This is a genomic window from Vibrio sp. 1-1(7), from assembly GCF_013048485.1.
Taxonomy (GTDB): Bacteria; Pseudomonadota; Gammaproteobacteria; order Enterobacterales; family Vibrionaceae; genus Vibrio; species Vibrio fujianensis.
On the sequence record NZ_VHSP01000001.1, the window covers coordinates 368,728 to 384,426 of the forward strand.

A 15,699-nucleotide genomic window follows, 5' to 3' on the forward strand; every position below is an offset into this window, starting at 1 on the left:
AACATGACGGAATTTATGAGTCTTGAAGGTAAAGTTGCTTTAGTCACTGGTGCTAGTCGTGGGATTGGTAAAGCGATTGCGGAAGCACTAGTTGCTCGTGGTGCGACGGTTATCGGTACCGCCACCAGTGAACATGGCGCAGAAGCCATCAGTACTTATTTAGGTGATAACGGCAAAGGGTTTGCTTTAAACGTCACTGACCTCAGCTCCATCGAGATGGTATTAAAAGCGATTAATGAACAGTTTGGCAGTATCGATATCTTAGTCAATAATGCGGGTATTACCCGTGATAATTTATTGATGCGCATGAAAGATGAAGAATGGACAGATATTCTCGATACTAACCTCACTTCCATTTTTCGCTTATCGAAAGCGGTGTTACGTGGCATGATGAAAAAACGCCATGGTCGTATCATTAATGTGGGTTCAGTGGTTGGTACCATGGGGAATGCTGGACAGACAAACTATGCGGCAGCAAAAGCGGGCGTAATTGGCTTTACTAAGTCAATGGCTCGTGAAGTTGCATCACGTGGTGTGACGGTTAACACAGTTGCACCAGGTTTTATTGAAACTGATATGACAAAAGCGCTGAATGATGAGCAACGTGCTGCTACACTAGCACAAGTTCCAGCGGGACGTTTGGGCGACCCACGGGAAATTGCTTCAGCAATTGCGTTTTTAGCGTCATCTGAAGCGGGTTACATTACCGGTGAAACATTGCATGTCAATGGCGGTATGTACATGGTTTAACGCCGGTTGTTTAATGGAATCGGGTGTTATATATCAAGTTAATACCGACTTCTGGTAACAGTTGGGTTTAAATTGCATAATATTTATGCATGACTTATATCAATAATGGTGTGAATTTCGGTTAAAATCGGTAAATTTGTGGTTTGACCAGCAAGCTCCCTCTTGCAACTTTCACTAGTTCGAATAAACTACGGAATCATCGCATTAGGCGAAATCTGTAAAGGAAAAGAAAACATGAGCAACATTGAAGAACGCGTAAAGAAAATCATCGTTGAACAGCTAGGTGTAGACGAAGCAGAAGTAAAAAATGAATCTTCTTTCGTTGAAGATCTAGGTGCTGATTCTCTAGACACTGTTGAACTCGTTATGGCTCTAGAAGAGGAATTTGATACTGAGATTCCTGATGAAGAAGCAGAGAAAATCACTACTGTTCAAGCTGCGATCGATTACGTAACCAGCAACGCTCAGTAATGTTCTCCCCAGGCGGCCTTCTAGCCGCCTGAGTTTTTCTCAATCTTTAATCCCTCTCATAGAATTTTTCAATTCCGGAGAATAAGATCGTGTCCAAGCGTCGTGTCGTTGTCACTGGCATGGGTATGTTGTCACCAGTAGGCAACACAGTAGAATCTTCTTGGAAAGCCCTGCTAGCTGGTCAAAGTGGTATTGTTAATATTGAGCACTTTGATACTACAAATTTCTCAACTCGTTTCGCAGGTTTAGTTAAAAATTTTAACTGTGAAGAGTACATGTCTAAAAAAGATGCCCGTAAAATGGATCTCTTTATCCAATATGGTATTGCTGCGGGTATTCAAGCATTAGACGATTCAGGTTTACAAGTGACCTCAGAAAATGCTTCCCGAATAGGGGTTGCAATTGGTTCTGGCATTGGTGGCTTGGATCTGATTGAATCAGGCCATCAGTCTTTGATCGAAAAAGGCCCACGCAAAGTGAGTCCATTTTTTGTCCCCTCAACGATCGTTAATATGGTTGCGGGCAACCTGTCGATCATGCGTGGCTTGCGTGGCCCGAATATTGCTATTTCAACCGCCTGTACCACAGGGCTACATAATATTGGTCATGCCGCACGTATGATTGCCTATGGTGATGCTGATGCCATGGTCGCTGGTGGTAGTGAAAAAGCATCAACCCCACTGGGTATGGCTGGGTTTGGTGCAGCTAAAGCGCTTTCGACCCGTAATGATGAACCACAAAAAGCTTCTCGTCCTTGGGATAAAGAGCGTGATGGATTCGTATTGGGTGATGGCGCTGGCGTGATCGTACTCGAAGAGTATGAGCTGGCGAAAGCTCGTGGTGCTAAAATTTATGCAGAATTAGTGGGTTTTGGCATGTCAGGAGACGCGTATCATATGACCGCGCCCAGTGAAGATGGTTCTGGTGGTGCACTCGCTATGGAAGCAGCTATGCGTGATGCTGGTGTGGCTGGTCGTCAAATTGGTTATGTCAATGCGCATGGTACTTCGACGCCTGCAGGGGATGTGGCTGAAATAAAAGGGATCAAACGAGCGTTAGGTGAAGAGGGGGCAAACCAGGTCTTAGTTTCCTCAACCAAGTCAATGACGGGTCACCTACTCGGTGCGGCGGGATCAGTGGAATCTATTATTACCATCATGTCTTTAGTTGATCAGATGGTTCCACCAACCATTAATTTAGATAATCCTGAAGAGGGGCTGGAAATCGATTTGGTTCCTCATACGGCACGTAAAGTTGATGGTATGGAATATGCGATGTGCAACTCGTTTGGCTTCGGTGGTACCAACGGTTCATTAATTTTTAAGCGCATTTAATTTCCTTTTTGACTTAACTTGTGTTTCAACGGCTTAGTGCTTAGCATTAGGCCGTTTGTTTTTTCAGGGAATTGAAGATGTATTGGCATAATGGCAAGCTAGGTGATTCAGTCAGTATTTGGGATCGCTCTTTTCAATACGGTGATGGTTGCTTTACCACGATGCTCACCAAATATGGAAGCATTCAGTATTGGGATTATCATCGTGAGCGCATGGACGCCTGCTTGGAATATTTTGGTATCATGGCACCAGATTGGCAAAAAGTTCGTGATACGCTTACAGGTGCAGCCAAACAAGATAAAAAGGCGGGGCTAAAACTACATATTAGTCGAGGAGTGGGTGGCCGTGGTTATAGCCCAGCACAGGCGAGTCCGGCTAATGTGACGATTTATCCTTTCGAGTATCCTAAACATTATGCGCAATGGCGAGAATTGGGTCTTACTCTTGGGGTTTGTACCCAAAAAATGGGTCTAAATCCACTTCTTGCAGGGCACAAACATAATAATCGTTTAGAGCAAGTGCTGCTTAAAGGAGAAATGGATCAGGCCGGTTACCTGGATGGTGTTTGTCTCGATCTCAATGGTTTTGTGGTTGAAACGACAATGGCAAATCTATTTTGGATAAAGGGAAATGTCTTATATACGCCCAGTTTAGATAATACCGGTGTTGCCGGTGTTGCTCGACGTATTATTTTACAGTCAGCCGCATCGTTAGGTTTAACGGCGGAGATTGGCTATTTTCCGCTTGAGCATCTCTATCTCGCCGATGAAGTTTTCCTATCCAATGCTCTGCTAGAAGTCGCACCTGTCATCAAAATTACTTCTCAAAATTATATTATTGGCACCTACGTGCGCGCTTTTCAGGAGATATTTGATTCGTGATTAAAAAGTTATTGTCTTTGCTATTATTTTTTTTAATGATCAGCTTTGCTGGTTATTTGTATCTAGTTTCAAAGACGGACCGCTATCTAACGCAAAGTTTGTCTATCAATGAACCCCAACTGATCACTATAACGTCAGGGACAAGTTTAAATGGGACGTTAGCTCTACTGGTTAAAAAAGGGTGGATTGAAGATCACTTTACTGCAAAATTGCTTCGTCGGTTACATCCGGAACTAACCAAAATAAAAGCGGGAACGTACCAACTAGTGCCTAAAATGTCGTTACAACAAAGCCTTGCTTTGTTTGTCTCTGGGCGAGAATTTCAATTTTCTATCACGTTTGTGGAAGGCAGCCGATTTAGTGACTGGCGTGAAGTTTTAGCGAACACACCAGAACTTCGCCAAACCATCCGAGATCTTTCTGAAGCTGACATCGCTCAACGACTGGGTATTAAACATCAACAATTAGAAGGGCTATTTCTTGCTGAAACCTATCACTTTACGAAAGGTGAAGTCGATGTGGAAATTTTAAAGCGTGCGCACCACAAATTAAATCAAACGTTGGCTAAAGCATGGGAAAATCGTCAGCCAAACTTACCACTGCAGTCTCCTTATGAAGCGTTAATTTTAGCATCCATCATTGAAAAAGAGACAGCGATAGATGCGGAGAGAGAACGAGTCGCTTCAGTGTTTATTAATCGACTTAACAAACGGATGCGTTTACAAACGGATCCTACCGTGATCTATGGCATGGGAGAGCGTTATAATGGTCGTATTGGTAAAGCCGATCTACGTGAGCCGACCGCATATAATACCTATGTGATTAACGGGCTGCCACCCACGCCTATTGCGATGGCGGGAGAAGCTTCGATTTATGCAGCGATCAATCCAGAGCAAAGTGATTATCTGTATTTTGTGGCCAGTGGTCAGGGGGATCATGTTTTTTCTAAAACATTAACTGAACATAATCGCGCGGTACGCGCTTATTTAAAACAACTTAGAAACCAATAATGAAGACAAAATTTATCGTAGTTGAAGGGTTAGAAGGTGCAGGCAAAAGCACAGCAATGCAAGTCGTTATGGATACACTCTATGAACACGGTATTACTCAGGTCACTCAAACACGTGAGCCTGGAGGCACGGTACTGGCTGAAAAGATGCGAGCTTTAGTGAAAGAAGAGCATCCGGGTGAAGTGCTTAACGATATTACCGAGGTTTTGCTGATGTATGCAGCGCGAGTTCAATTGGTTGAGAATGTCATTAAACCTGCGTTAAGACGAGGAGATTGGGTGGTTGGGGATCGGCATGATCTTTCTTCCCAAGCTTATCAAGGGGGAGGGCGTCAAATCGCTCACCAAACCATGTCACAGTTAAAGCAAATAGCTTTGGGCAGTTTTCGTCCTGATTTTACGTTATATCTGGATATTGACCCTAAAGTTGGGTTAGAGCGTGCCCGTGGACGAGGAGAGTTGGATCGGATCGAAAAGATGGACATCAGCTTCTTTGAGCGGACTCGATCGCGTTATTTAGAATTAGCCAACCATGATGACTCTATTGCCATTGTTAATGCACAGCAGCCGATTGACGCTGTAAGCCATAACATTCAGCAAGTACTCAGCCAGTGGTTAACGACATGTCAAGATCAACGATGAATTCACTTTATCCTTGGTTGATTCCTGCGTGGATGAGATGGAAAACTCAGCTTGATAGCACACGCTTTGCCTCTGCAACTTTGATTTCTGCCCCCGAGGGATGTGGTGCGTTTCAACTTGTGGAGCGATTTGCTCAAGCGCTAATGTGCACGAACCACTCGAGCGAGCCTTGCGGTTTTTGTCATGGGTGTGAATTGATGCGATCACAAAGTCATCCAGATTATCACTTAGTTCGGCCAGAGAAAGTCGGGAAAAATATTACCGTTGATCAAATTCGTCATGCTAATCGTTTAGCACAAGAGTCTTCTCAGCTATCTGGATTTCGATTAATTGCGATTGAACCTGCCGAGGCGATGAATGAATCAGCGGCGAATGCACTATTAAAAACACTTGAAGAGCATGCTGCGCAGTGTATTTTCGTGTTAGTGACAGAAAATACCAATCGATTGCTTGCGACCATCGTGAGCCGATGTCAAAAAATTGCCATTCCAGAACCAGAGCCAAAATCGGTCAAAATGTGGTTAGAAGCCGAGTGTCAGTTGCCCATACCGGAGTATGCAGCGCATATCTATCGCAATGCGCCACTGGCGACTAAAGAAGCGATTGCTTCGGGTGAAATAAAACACTATAGCGATATTGAGCAGCAATTTTTATCTGCACTACGTGGTGATTTGTCATCATTACTTGCTTGCAGTAAAGCGCTCAGTGCTAAGCCATTGACCTATTTAAACTGGCTGTGGTTTTTATTAACCGATGCACAAAAAGTCGCTTTTGGCCTGAGTTGTGGTCATTTTACTCCAGGGAGTCAGGCTCTTTCAGCAATGATTCACTTGGATCGTTTACAACAACAGACCCAGGGCTTGGCGAAGCTGATCGAGCAGTTACGCTTATTTAGTGGGTTAAATGCTGAATTATTAATTACCGATTGGCTATTTAAATTTAACGAGGCTCCATGTTTGTAGATTCACACTGCCATCTTGATAAATTAGATTATCAAAATATCCATAAAAGCATTGATGATGTGATTGCTAAAGCTGAACAAGCCAAGGTTAAACAGCTGTTGTCAGTTGGGGTTACCTTGGATTCTTTCTCTTCTATGCTAGCCATGATTGAACCTTATCAACACGTTTATGCGTCTTGTGGTGTCCATCCGCTTGATGTAATGAGCGATTTTGAGCTTGATCGATTTCGTGAGTATGCCAGCCATACAAAAGTTGTTGCGATTGGTGAAACGGGGTTAGATTATCATTATCAACCAGAAACCGCTGATTTACAGAAATTAAGATTTTCGCAACATATTGATGTTGCGGTTGATCTTAATAAACCGTTAATTATCCATACTCGGCAAGCACGACAAGATACTCTGGCTATACTTAGGCAAGGCCATGCTGAGCGATGTGGTGGCGTCATACACTGTTTTACTGAAGATTTATCTTTTGCCGAAGCGGCGATAGAGTTGGGTTTTTATATCTCAATTTCCGGTATCGTCACTTTTCGCCAAGCAACGGAGTTGAAAGAAGTAGTTAAACAGCTACCACTTGAACGGCTATTGATTGAGACGGATTCTCCGTATTTAGCGCCTGTGCCATATCGAGGCCAAGAGAACCAACCCGCATATGTTGCTGAAGTCGCGGAGTCTATTGCTCGGTTAAAGGGGCTTTCTGTGCATAAAGTTGCAGAAAAAACCAGTAAAAATTTCCAAGATCTTTTTTTGCGATAGAAATCTAATAAGTACCTAAAAATGTGATCAAGATTTCATCTTTAAGCGCTTTGCTCACGGTTTATACTTATTTTTCTATTGTTTACTAAGTCTGTTGTTTTTTTATACTATACTAGTGGTTGTGTAATTTTGTTACAAAAAATAACAAGCTCGCTTATTTTATTCACCCATCAAAATTAATGAGCTCATGTATTTTTTGTATATTAATCAGTAAGTTACGTTTGTTTTGTGATGTAAAAAAACGTGAAATAGTTTGTGATCTGGCTATTATTTTGAAACTAAATTTCTTAACTAACTAGAAAGTTTGAGGGGCATCAAGATATATTTAGAGGCGGAAAATATAATACATTTTGTGGTTACATTTTCATGGGGTGCTAACATTTAGGCTACGGGGGTGCGCCGTTAGAACCCAATTAATTCTAATAACTTAATCAGGAGCATAAACATGTTTAAAAACGCTTTTGCTAACCTGCAAAAAGTAGGTAAAGCTCTGATGCTTCCAGTATCAGTTTTACCTGTTGCAGGTATTTTGCTTGGTGTGGGGGCAGCGAACTTTAGTTGGTTGCCAGAGGTGGTTTCTCACTTAATGGAACAAGCCGGTGGTTCGGTGTTTGGTCAGATGGCTCTGCTATTTGCTGTTGGTGTCGCTTTAGGCTTCACGAATAACGATGGTGTGTCAGGTCTTTCTGCCATTGTTGGCTACGGTATTATGGTTGCGACGTTGAAGGTTTTGGCTGATGTCGAAATTGATCAAGCAAAAGAGGCGTTGCTAGCCATTGGTCAAACGCTTGATAATTCAGCAATTGAAGCGATCAGAAGAAAGTATGAAACCGGTGTTCTTGGTGGGATTCTCGCTGGTGGTGTGGCTGCTTGGGCATTTAATCGTTTTTACAAAATCCAGCTACCAGAATATTTGGGCTTCTTTGCTGGTAAACGCGCCGTACCGATTATTACTGGTTTCTTAGCGATTGCATTAGGTGTCATTCTTTCGTTTATTTGGCCACCAGTGGGCGCGCTAATCGCCTCTTTCTCTGATTGGGCAGCAAACCAGAACCCAGTGACAGCGTTTGGTATCTATGGTGTCGTAGAGCGTTCATTGATCCCATTTGGTTTACATCATATTTGGAACGTTCCTTTCTTCTATCAAGCGGGTGAATGTGTCAATGGTGCGGGTCAAACAGTTAACGGTATCATGACGTGCTTCCTAACTGCTGATGATGCTAGCCGTGCTGCGGGTAATGGTTTTGGTCAGCTTGCTGGCGGTTACCTGTTCAAAATGTTTGGTCTTCCTGCGGCGGCCTTTGCCATTGCGCATTGTGCGAAACCTGAAAATCGTGCAAAAATTGTCGGTATCATGGCTTCTGCTGCGTTAACTTCATTCTTAACCGGTATTACTGAACCGATTGAGTTCTCTTTCCTATTCATTGCACCTGTATTGTATGCAATCCATGCTGTCCTTGCTGGCCTTGCTTATGTACTGACTAACGCTTTGGGCGTAGTACATGGTCACACATTCTCAAATGGTTTTATTGACTTTGTTGTTCAATCACCACGTGCTGAGAATATGCTACTGCTTGTCGGCTTAGGTATTGCCTACGCTGTTCTTTATTATGTTGTGTTTACTTTTGTGATCCGTACTTTGGATCTAAAAACACCTGGACGTGAAGACGAATCTGTTGATGCTAGCACTTCTTCAGGCTCAGAGCTGGCAGGTGAACTTGTCGCTGCATTTGGCGGTAAAGAAAACATCACCAATTTAGATGCGTGTATTACTCGTCTTCGTGTCTCTGTAGTTAAGACCGAGGCTGTTGATCAAGCAAAATTGAAACAACTTGGTGCAGCGGGTGTTGTGGTTGTATCTGGTGGCGTACAAGCTATCTTTGGTACTAAGTCTGATAATCTTAAAACAGAAATGGATGAATGGATCCGTAATCACGGTTAATCTTTATCTTTTCTTTCCCCTATAAATAAGGAGGCTTCGGCCTCCTTTTTATATTATTTAGTGAGAATCTATGGCTTTTTCATCTCAAGACTTCAGGTTATGACTGCTGCTTTGCCATTGCTTTTCTAATACAAATCATGGCTCCACCCCATGTCAGACCTAAACCGATCACCATCATGATAATTGCGCTTGTTGTCATTAGTATGCTTCCTTGCGATTCGTTAAATTAACCATCACTCCAATAGCGAGTAATAGTAGGATCATTGCCCAGCCTAACGTAAGGTTGTAACCACCATATCCTTCAGTAAAGAGTGTTCTAAATTTGGTCGTTACGATGATAGCCAGTACCACAGGGGAAATAAAACGTAGACAGATATCAAACCATACGCCAATTTTAAAATCTGAAATACTATTTACGTATTTACGAGCATCGGAAACTTTCATCAGCCAAGTCATCAAAATTAACTCAACTAAACAGCTAAGCATAATGCCCACGTTATTAGCAAAATGGTCGACTAAGTCGAGCAGTAACAGCCCTCCGTTAGTTGCAAAAGCCATGGAAATAATAAAGCCTGAACCTATCACGACGTTAGCGGCTTTTTTACGGCTCCAGCCAAGTTTGTCGATGATGGCTGAGGTTACAGCCTCTAAAATGGAGATGTGGGAGCTTAACCCAGCCACAACCAATGCTAAGAAAAACAGTGGGCCTAAAATATAAGGGATCGGTAATAAGTTAATCGCCGCTGGTAGCGTCACAAAGGCTAATCCAACCCCTGCTGAGACCACCTCGGTTAGTGGTTTCCCTTGCTCTTGTGCCATATAGCCCAGCACCGAGAAAATCATAATCCCCGCTAGAATAGAGAAACCACAGTTGATCAGTACCGTCATAAATGCATTGTTGGTGATGTCTGATTTCTCAGGAAGATAGCTGGAATAGGCGAGCATAATGGCAAAGCCAATACTTAAGGTAAAAAAGATTTGTCCATAAGCCGCAGCCCATACTTTAACGTCCCAGATTTTACTAAAATCAGGTTCGAACATATAATTTACGCCATCTAATGCACCGGGTAAGAAGATCATCCGCGCGATCAATAGCAGTACCATAACAAATAAGATAGGCATCATAATTCTAGATGCACGCTCGATTCCAGATTTGACGCCACCGACAATAGCTGCATAAGTAATTGCCCAAGCAATCGCCATGGTGAGGGCTATTTTCCACTGAATGGAGCCAAGTTGTGTCGGCGAGTTATCACCTAAGTTCAGGTATTCATTGAAGAAAAAGGTATTGGTATCACTGCCCCAACTTTGCGTGAAAGACATAGCAAAGTAAGAGATAGCCCATCCGATAACGGCCACATAATAAACGCCAATGACCGCAGCAATACCGACTTGAAACCAGCCAAGCCATTCAAATTTTGTATGAATCTTTGATAAAGTGGTGGGGGCTGAACCTCGATTTTTTTGTCCCATACTAAACTCTAGGATCATAAATGGAATCCCTGCAGTTAACATGGCAAACAGATAAGGAATGAAAAATGCTCCTCCGCCATTTTCATAGGCCATATAAGGGAAGCGCCAAATATTCCCTAAACCAATCGCAGAGCCTACTGCCGCTAGTATAAACCCTGCTCGTGAACCCCATTGTTCTCGCTTCATTTTTTACTCCTTTTGTCTTCCCTGAGGTATGAAGCTTCTTAATAAATTGGCCATTTCATAGGTAGTTGAAAGTTTACTGCAGTGTACCGAGTAAAGCGGTTCTCTCACTCAAGCACACTGGTACCAATGACTGAAGGATATCGTCTTCTACCTATCACTAAGTTATTAGATTTAAACCAGGTTTAATTGTTAAAAGTCTGTTTCATCATCCATGATTAAGTCAAAACTTAGAGTTAAATTTCTCCAAAACATTAAGAACTCAGAATATTGCTCTAAATATATTGCTATGTTTTTGCGTCACCTGAAATAATCAGCTGCGCATTGATTAAGAGACTACAGCGATATGTTAAAGATGGCAATAGAATGTAAACGTAAGCTTATGCTGATTAAATAGGGCAAAAAAATAATTTTTCATATACAAGTAGTTATCTATTTTTTTGTTTTTTACATTTAACAAATAAATAAGCTGTTTTAAGGGTGATAACTAATGGATAAAACTATCTATAACAATAGATAAAATGACTAAAAAATAGACACACATCAGCGAATGGCTCCGAGATGTCGATTATTGGTCAATAAAATGCCTGCTGATGTTTGATGCTAAACGGTAATCGTCATCCTTATCAGGACAATTAATGTGATAGCGGCTTCATATCTATCGTGACAAAAATCATAAAGATTGTATAACCATGCTTTGAATGTTATTACTTAGTTAACCCTTTTGGGTTCAATGTTGCTTGGGGGTTAGCGATGTTTGTTTATTTCTATGTTGATGGAAATGAACGTGATTGCTATCTCGCAGCCATATGAAGCAATAGGGGCAGCGTAAAAAGGAGGTAGGTATGGAACGCGATCTTAAGTATGCTTTAGTGATTACGGCAGCAGTATTTGTTATCTTAATCGGATACGGCGTTGTTGCGATTGCCAACTAATCAAAAAGAAGGGTTCGCCTATGGTGAACAAAGGGACAGTTTCTGAGTTAGAAAAGAGAGTCGACATTGATCGACTCTCGAAATTTATTACCGGTAAGAATGCATTAGTGGCTCAAGGAGGAGGGCAGCGAGGAATTTTTACTGCAGGCGTATTAGACGCTTTTATCCTATCTAATTTCGATCCATTTCATGAATTTTATGGTACCTCTGCTGGGGCGCTCAATCTTTGTGCCTATCTTTGTCGTCAGCAGGGGTTAGGTAAGGCTTTTATTCTTGAATTGACCACGGATCCAAAGTTTTTCCATTTATTCAGTTACATTCGACGTAAGCAGCACCTTAATTTAGAATGGGCATTGGATAAAATTTGTCAATATCCTTACCGATTAGATTTAGACATGGGCCGTTCTACGCTTGGAACCCGTAAAGCTTTTGCGGCAGTTACTGAAGTTAATTCGTTGCAAGATGCTTATTTCCCGATGTTAAGTGAGCATTGGCGAGAAGTATTAACCGCGACTTGCGCCATCCCTGGGTTGTACACGAAAGATGTGTTACTAGGGCAGCAGAGTTACATTGATGGTGGTGTCTCTGCATCTATTCCTGTCCAAGAAGCATGGCGGCAAGAGGCTCGCTTTATTGCGGTGATTAGAACCGAAACGCTTGATGAAGAGAGCCAACAAAATGTATTAACGGAAGCGTCTCAAGGTGGTCAGGTACAGTGGTTGCGAGAATCGATGAATTCTATCCAAATGCATTGGCAAAATAGATTATTGAACTGGAAGCAAGACTGGAAAGGCTTTATTGATCAACAAATCGCAAAATCTCAGCAGTTAAAACAAAAGCAGTTGGACGTGTTAAATGGCGGACGATGGCTATTTGGCGCTGATAATATTTATCGATTAAGCCACCTGCTAGGAAATAAATTTGATTCTGGATTAGCCGATATGTTGATGGTTCACTATCAAACTTATGCCTTGACCAGTGACTTTTTGTACTCTCCCCCTGATGATGCTTTTATTGTACAAATTGTACCCAGTGAGCCCTTGAGATCGAGTTCGTTATTGAGTCGCCATGATGATTTATTACATGATTATCGGTTGGGTTTGCAGGCCGGATATCGATTCATTGAGACGTTTTTATTGGCTCAGAAGCAAGCTGAGCAACGCCAAGGCGCTCGCTCAACCGGTTCCTATTATTTTGACCAATAAGCGGTTTTCTTCTTATTTGAAGTGCTCGGGTCAACAGACTCTAGAGGTTGGGCGATGTCGCTCTCTTTGAGGCTCATCATATGACGAATATGAGACCCAACCACTTATTGCTGCTTACCGGCACCGCTATAATGGGGGTTATAGTACTGGGATGATGCGCATACAGTTTGTTGTGCCTTCGACATCCATAATGTCACCTTGAGTTATGATGACTAAATCGCCAAATTCTAGCAGGTGTTTCTCTTTGAGAGCTTGTAACGCGGCTTGTGCGACGACCATGCCTTCAGTCTGTTTGCTATCAAAATAAAATGGCGTCACGCCACGATATAAAGCGCAGCGATTTAATGCGATATCATTTCTCGACATAGCAAAAATAGGCAAAATAGAATTGAGCCGTGAAGTCATTAATGCTGTCCTACCCGACTCGGTGAGCGTGACCATCGCTTTAACACCTTCAAGGTGATTTGCTGCATAAATGGTTGCCATAGCAATTGCTTCTTCTTCGGTTTGAAATGCGCGATCAATTCGATAATTCTGTTGACTGGCTTCAATCATTTTTTCAGCTCCAATACAGACATCCGCCATTGCTTTTACTGTTTCTACCGGATATTTCCCTGCCGCTGTTTCGCCTGAAAGCATGACCGCGTCTGTCCCGTCTAATACTGCATTAGCCACATCCATCACTTCTGCTCGGGTCGGCATTGGGTTGGCTATCATTGATTCCATCATTTGTGTTGCGGTGATAACGATTCGGTTTAATGCCTTTGCTCGATAAATTAGTTTTTTCTGAACTGCAATTAATTCAGGATCGCCAATTTCAACCCCAAGATCGCCTCGGGCAACCATAATGACATCGGAAGCACGAATAATATCATCAATATTTTCATCACAGGAGACCGTTTCTGCACGTTCAACTTTAGCCACTAAACGAGCGTTTAACCCTGCCTCGCGAGCCAATTTACGGGCATAGTCCATATCTTGGCTATTTCGAGGAAACGAAACGGCTAAATAATCGACGCCAATTTCTGCCGCGAGTAAAATATCTCGTTTGTCTTTTTCTGTGAGTGCTTCTGCTGACAGCCCGCCTCCTTTTTTATTAATTCCTTTATTATTGGATAGCGTTCCGCCTATCACGACACGCGTAATTACTTTATTATCATTAACTTCTATGACTTGGAGTTGAACTCGCCCATCGTCCAGAAGCAAAACATCGCCACTGTTTACGTCGTTTGGTAGTGTTTTGTAGTCGATGCCGACGGCGTTTACCGTGCCTTCTCCCGGTGCAAGTTGAGCATCAAGAATAAAAGTATCATCCTCATTTAAGATGATACTTCCTGTTTTAAAGGTAGATATACGAATTTTTGGCCCTTGAAGATCACCTAAAATGGCGATATTTTTGCCCATTTTTTTTGCAATTTCCCTGACCTTACCCGCTCGTAATCGGTGATCTTCTGCTGTACCATGCGAGAAATTCATTCTCACAACATTAACACCACAGTGAATGATGGTTTCTAACACTTCCCCTTTATCAGTGGAAGGGCCTAAGGTGGCGACGATTTTTGTTCTTCTCAATATGTTTGTCATTCTTTTCTCCGACAAGTTAGCCCAGCACTGAGGTAAGTATAGTTGAATATCATTATTACCATCGGAAGGCTTCGAGGATAATGTTTAGCAGATCCACCTGGCCTATTTGACTGCGAATTAAGGTCTATTTTGCGTAAACATGAGCGTAGCGAAGAGTGAAATCGGCTTATATTGTTGTGATTTTGCTCTGTACATTTTGACTAAAAACACAAAGTTCTAGTTATATGCGTGACGCTTGTCACGGCTATTCACCAAATTGCTTCACAATTACTTCGCAAAGTAAAAAAATTGACAGGTTATTGAATTTTGGAGTGCACCATGTACATGGCTCAACCAGGCCATATTGATCATATCAAACAGGTCAATGCTGGCCGTGTATATAAACTCATCGACCAAAAAGGTCCTATCTCTCGTATTGATCTCTCAAAGGAAAGTCAATTAGCGCCGGCGAGCATTACAAAAATTACTCGTGAGCTGATTGATGCGCATCTGATTCATGAAACGACCGTTCAAGAAGCGATTAGTCGAGGTCGTCCTGCGGTCGGGCTACAGACGAATAATCAAGGTTGGCAGTTTCTATCAATGCGTTTAGGGAGAGGGTATCTTACTATCGCATTACATGAACTGGGCGGTGAGGTCTTAATCGATACGAAAATCGATATTCATGAGATTGACCAAGACGATGTGTTGGCGCGGTTATTATTTGAAATTGAAGAGTTTTTCCAAACCTATGCCGCTCAGCTGGATCGTGTAACCAGCATTGCTATTACTTTACCTGGCCTCGTGAATTCAGAACAAGGTATTGTGTTACAGATGCCACATTATAATGTGGCGAATTTAGCGTTGGGCCCTGAAATCTATAAAGCAACGGGTCTTCCTGTTTTTGTTGCGAATGATACTCGGGCTTGGGCATTAGCTGAAAAGTTGTTTGGTCATTCACAGGATGTTGATAATTCAGTGTTAATTTCTATCCACCACGGTCTTGGTGCCGGAATTATTGTTGATGGACGAGTGTTACAAGGTCGCCATGGTAATATTGGTGAATTAGGGCATATTCAAATTGATCCTCAAGGAAAACGTTGTCACTGCGGTAATATCGGGTGTTTAGAAACGGTAGCAAGTTCTCAAGCCATTCGAGAACAGGTTGCAATTCGTATCGCTTTAGGTGAGGAGTCCTCATTAGTTAATAAATCTGAGATCACGATTGAAGATATCTGTTTAGCGGCTGCAGAAGGTGATCCGTTAGCGGTTGAAGTTATCGAACAGTTAGGGCGTTATCTTGGTGCAGCGATTGCGATTGTGATTAATTTATTTAATCCTGAAAAGATATTAGTCGGCGGTGTGATCAATCAGGCAAAAAGTGTACTTTATCCGGCCATTCAACGCTGTATTGAAGAGCAAAGCCTACCGGTTTATCATCAAGATCTCCAATTGTTAGAATCACGTTTTTATAAACAGGCAACCATGCCGGGAGCTGCGTTGATAAAACAAGCGTTATATGATGGTTTGTTACTGATGAAGGTTGTTGAAGGATAACGTTTTTTTTATTTGAATCGGTGAGTGTACAAAT

Annotated in this window: 15 protein-coding genes; 12 read left to right on the plus strand and 3 right to left on the minus strand. The window is 42.3% G+C overall.

The genetic code is table 11. The annotated features are described in order from the left end of the window. Positions 1-15 precede the first annotated feature (15 nt). The 9 genes from fabG to ptsG all read left to right on the plus strand — a co-directional run bounded on the left by fabG (position 16) and on the right by ptsG (position 8,749). Positions 16-750: a 3-oxoacyl-ACP reductase FabG gene (gene fabG, locus FKN05_RS01810; protein WP_170887221.1), complete on the plus strand. Its 735-nt coding sequence runs from the start codon at positions 16-18 to the stop codon at positions 748-750. 234 nt (positions 751-984) lie between these two features. After that, positions 985-1,221, plus strand: a complete 237-nt coding sequence (gene acpP, locus FKN05_RS01815) for an acyl carrier protein (protein WP_000065130.1) — start codon at positions 985-987, stop codon at positions 1,219-1,221. Positions 1,222-1,310: 89 nt separating this feature from the next. Beyond that, the gene (gene fabF / locus FKN05_RS01820; RefSeq protein WP_099610164.1) at positions 1,311-2,555 is read left to right on the plus strand and encodes a beta-ketoacyl-ACP synthase II; all 1,245 of its coding nucleotides are present in this window, start codon (positions 1,311-1,313) and stop codon (positions 2,553-2,555) included. A 77-nt stretch (positions 2,556-2,632) separates the two neighbouring features. Further along, entirely contained in the window at positions 2,633-3,436 is an 804-nt protein-coding gene (gene pabC, locus FKN05_RS01825; protein ID WP_099610165.1) for an aminodeoxychorismate lyase, read from the plus strand. Then, a complete protein-coding gene (gene mltG / locus FKN05_RS01830; protein ID WP_099610166.1) occupies positions 3,433-4,446 on the plus strand; it encodes an endolytic transglycosylase MltG in 1,014 nt (337 codons plus the stop codon). The genes pabC and mltG overlap by 4 nt, the downstream gene beginning before the upstream one ends. Further along, a complete protein-coding gene (gene tmk / locus FKN05_RS01835) occupies positions 4,446-5,087 on the plus strand; it encodes a dTMP kinase (RefSeq protein WP_099610167.1) in 642 nt (213 codons plus the stop codon). Before mltG ends, tmk begins: the two co-directional genes overlap by 1 nt. After that, positions 5,084-6,049, plus strand: a complete 966-nt coding sequence (gene holB / locus FKN05_RS01840) for a DNA polymerase III subunit delta' (RefSeq protein WP_170886725.1) — start codon at positions 5,084-5,086, stop codon at positions 6,047-6,049. The genes tmk and holB overlap by 4 nt, the downstream gene beginning before the upstream one ends. Further along, positions 6,040-6,807, plus strand: a complete 768-nt coding sequence (locus FKN05_RS01845; protein WP_099610168.1) for a TatD family hydrolase — start codon at positions 6,040-6,042, stop codon at positions 6,805-6,807. Before holB ends, FKN05_RS01845 begins: the two co-directional genes overlap by 10 nt. Before the next feature lie 445 nt (positions 6,808-7,252). Continuing rightward, positions 7,253-8,749, plus strand: coding sequence for a PTS glucose transporter subunit IIBC (gene ptsG, locus FKN05_RS01850; protein WP_170886726.1), 1,497 nt, complete (start codon positions 7,253-7,255; stop codon positions 8,747-8,749). Positions 8,750-8,846: 97 nt separating this feature from the next. Here the strand turns inward: ptsG and FKN05_RS01855 are convergent, their stop codons facing one another. Both FKN05_RS01855 and FKN05_RS01860 read right to left on the minus strand, forming a co-directional pair. Continuing rightward, a complete protein-coding gene (locus tag FKN05_RS01855; protein WP_099610170.1) occupies positions 8,847-8,948 on the minus strand; it encodes a MetS family NSS transporter small subunit in 102 nt (33 codons plus the stop codon). After that, complete coding sequence (locus tag FKN05_RS01860; RefSeq protein ID WP_099610171.1) at positions 8,948-10,408, minus strand: sodium-dependent transporter; 1,461 nt, start codon at positions 10,406-10,408, stop codon at positions 8,948-8,950. The genes FKN05_RS01855 and FKN05_RS01860 overlap by 1 nt, the downstream gene beginning before the upstream one ends. Before the next feature lie 842 nt (positions 10,409-11,250). Here FKN05_RS01860 and cydH point away from each other — a divergent pair. Next, entirely contained in the window at positions 11,251-11,340 is a 90-nt protein-coding gene (cydH, locus tag FKN05_RS01865; RefSeq protein WP_099610172.1) for a cytochrome bd-I oxidase subunit CydH, read from the plus strand. A 20-nt stretch (positions 11,341-11,360) separates the two neighbouring features. Continuing rightward, positions 11,361-12,545: a patatin-like phospholipase family protein gene (locus FKN05_RS01870; protein ID WP_170886728.1), complete on the plus strand. Its 1,185-nt coding sequence runs from the start codon at positions 11,361-11,363 to the stop codon at positions 12,543-12,545. A 138-nt stretch (positions 12,546-12,683) separates the two neighbouring features. Here FKN05_RS01870 and pyk read toward each other — a convergent pair whose 3' ends face one another. Beyond that, complete coding sequence (gene pyk, locus FKN05_RS01875; RefSeq protein WP_170886730.1) at positions 12,684-14,129, minus strand: pyruvate kinase; 1,446 nt, start codon at positions 14,127-14,129, stop codon at positions 12,684-12,686. Between the two features lie 318 nt (positions 14,130-14,447). Here pyk and mlc point away from each other — a divergent pair, with 318 nt between their 5' ends. Continuing rightward, positions 14,448-15,665, plus strand: a complete 1,218-nt coding sequence (gene mlc / locus FKN05_RS01880) for a sugar metabolism global transcriptional regulator Mlc (protein ID WP_099610174.1) — start codon at positions 14,448-14,450, stop codon at positions 15,663-15,665. The last annotated feature ends 34 nt before the right edge of the window (positions 15,666-15,699 follow it).

What these genes read in the sequence shown, in the direction of transcription:
- fabG (WP_170887221.1), top strand. Translation starts at nt 16, where the DNA reads ATGAGTCTTGAAGGTAAAGTTGCTTTAGTCACTGGTGCTAGTCGTGGG.
- acpP (WP_000065130.1), top strand. Translation starts at nt 985, where the DNA reads ATGAGCAACATTGAAGAACGCGTAAAGAAAATCATCGTTGAACAGCTA.
- pabC (WP_099610165.1), top strand. Translation starts at nt 2,633, where the DNA reads ATGTATTGGCATAATGGCAAGCTAGGTGATTCAGTCAGTATTTGGGAT.
- tmk (WP_099610167.1), top strand. Translation starts at nt 4,446, where the DNA reads ATGAAGACAAAATTTATCGTAGTTGAAGGGTTAGAAGGTGCAGGCAAA.
- holB (WP_170886725.1), top strand. Translation starts at nt 5,084, where the DNA reads ATGAATTCACTTTATCCTTGGTTGATTCCTGCGTGGATGAGATGGAAA.
- FKN05_RS01845 (WP_099610168.1), top strand. Translation starts at nt 6,040, where the DNA reads ATGTTTGTAGATTCACACTGCCATCTTGATAAATTAGATTATCAAAAT.
- ptsG (WP_170886726.1), top strand. Translation starts at nt 7,253, where the DNA reads ATGTTTAAAAACGCTTTTGCTAACCTGCAAAAAGTAGGTAAAGCTCTG.
- FKN05_RS01855 (WP_099610170.1), bottom strand. Translation starts at nt 8,948, where the DNA reads ATGACAACAAGCGCAATTATCATGATGGTGATCGGTTTAGGTCTGACA.
- FKN05_RS01860 (WP_099610171.1), bottom strand. Translation starts at nt 10,408, where the DNA reads ATGAAGCGAGAACAATGGGGTTCACGAGCAGGGTTTATACTAGCGGCA.
- cydH (WP_099610172.1), top strand. Translation starts at nt 11,251, where the DNA reads ATGGAACGCGATCTTAAGTATGCTTTAGTGATTACGGCAGCAGTATTT.
- FKN05_RS01870 (WP_170886728.1), top strand. Translation starts at nt 11,361, where the DNA reads ATGGTGAACAAAGGGACAGTTTCTGAGTTAGAAAAGAGAGTCGACATT.
- pyk (WP_170886730.1), bottom strand. Translation starts at nt 14,129, where the DNA reads ATGACAAACATATTGAGAAGAACAAAAATCGTCGCCACCTTAGGCCCT.
- mlc (WP_099610174.1), top strand. Translation starts at nt 14,448, where the DNA reads ATGTACATGGCTCAACCAGGCCATATTGATCATATCAAACAGGTCAAT.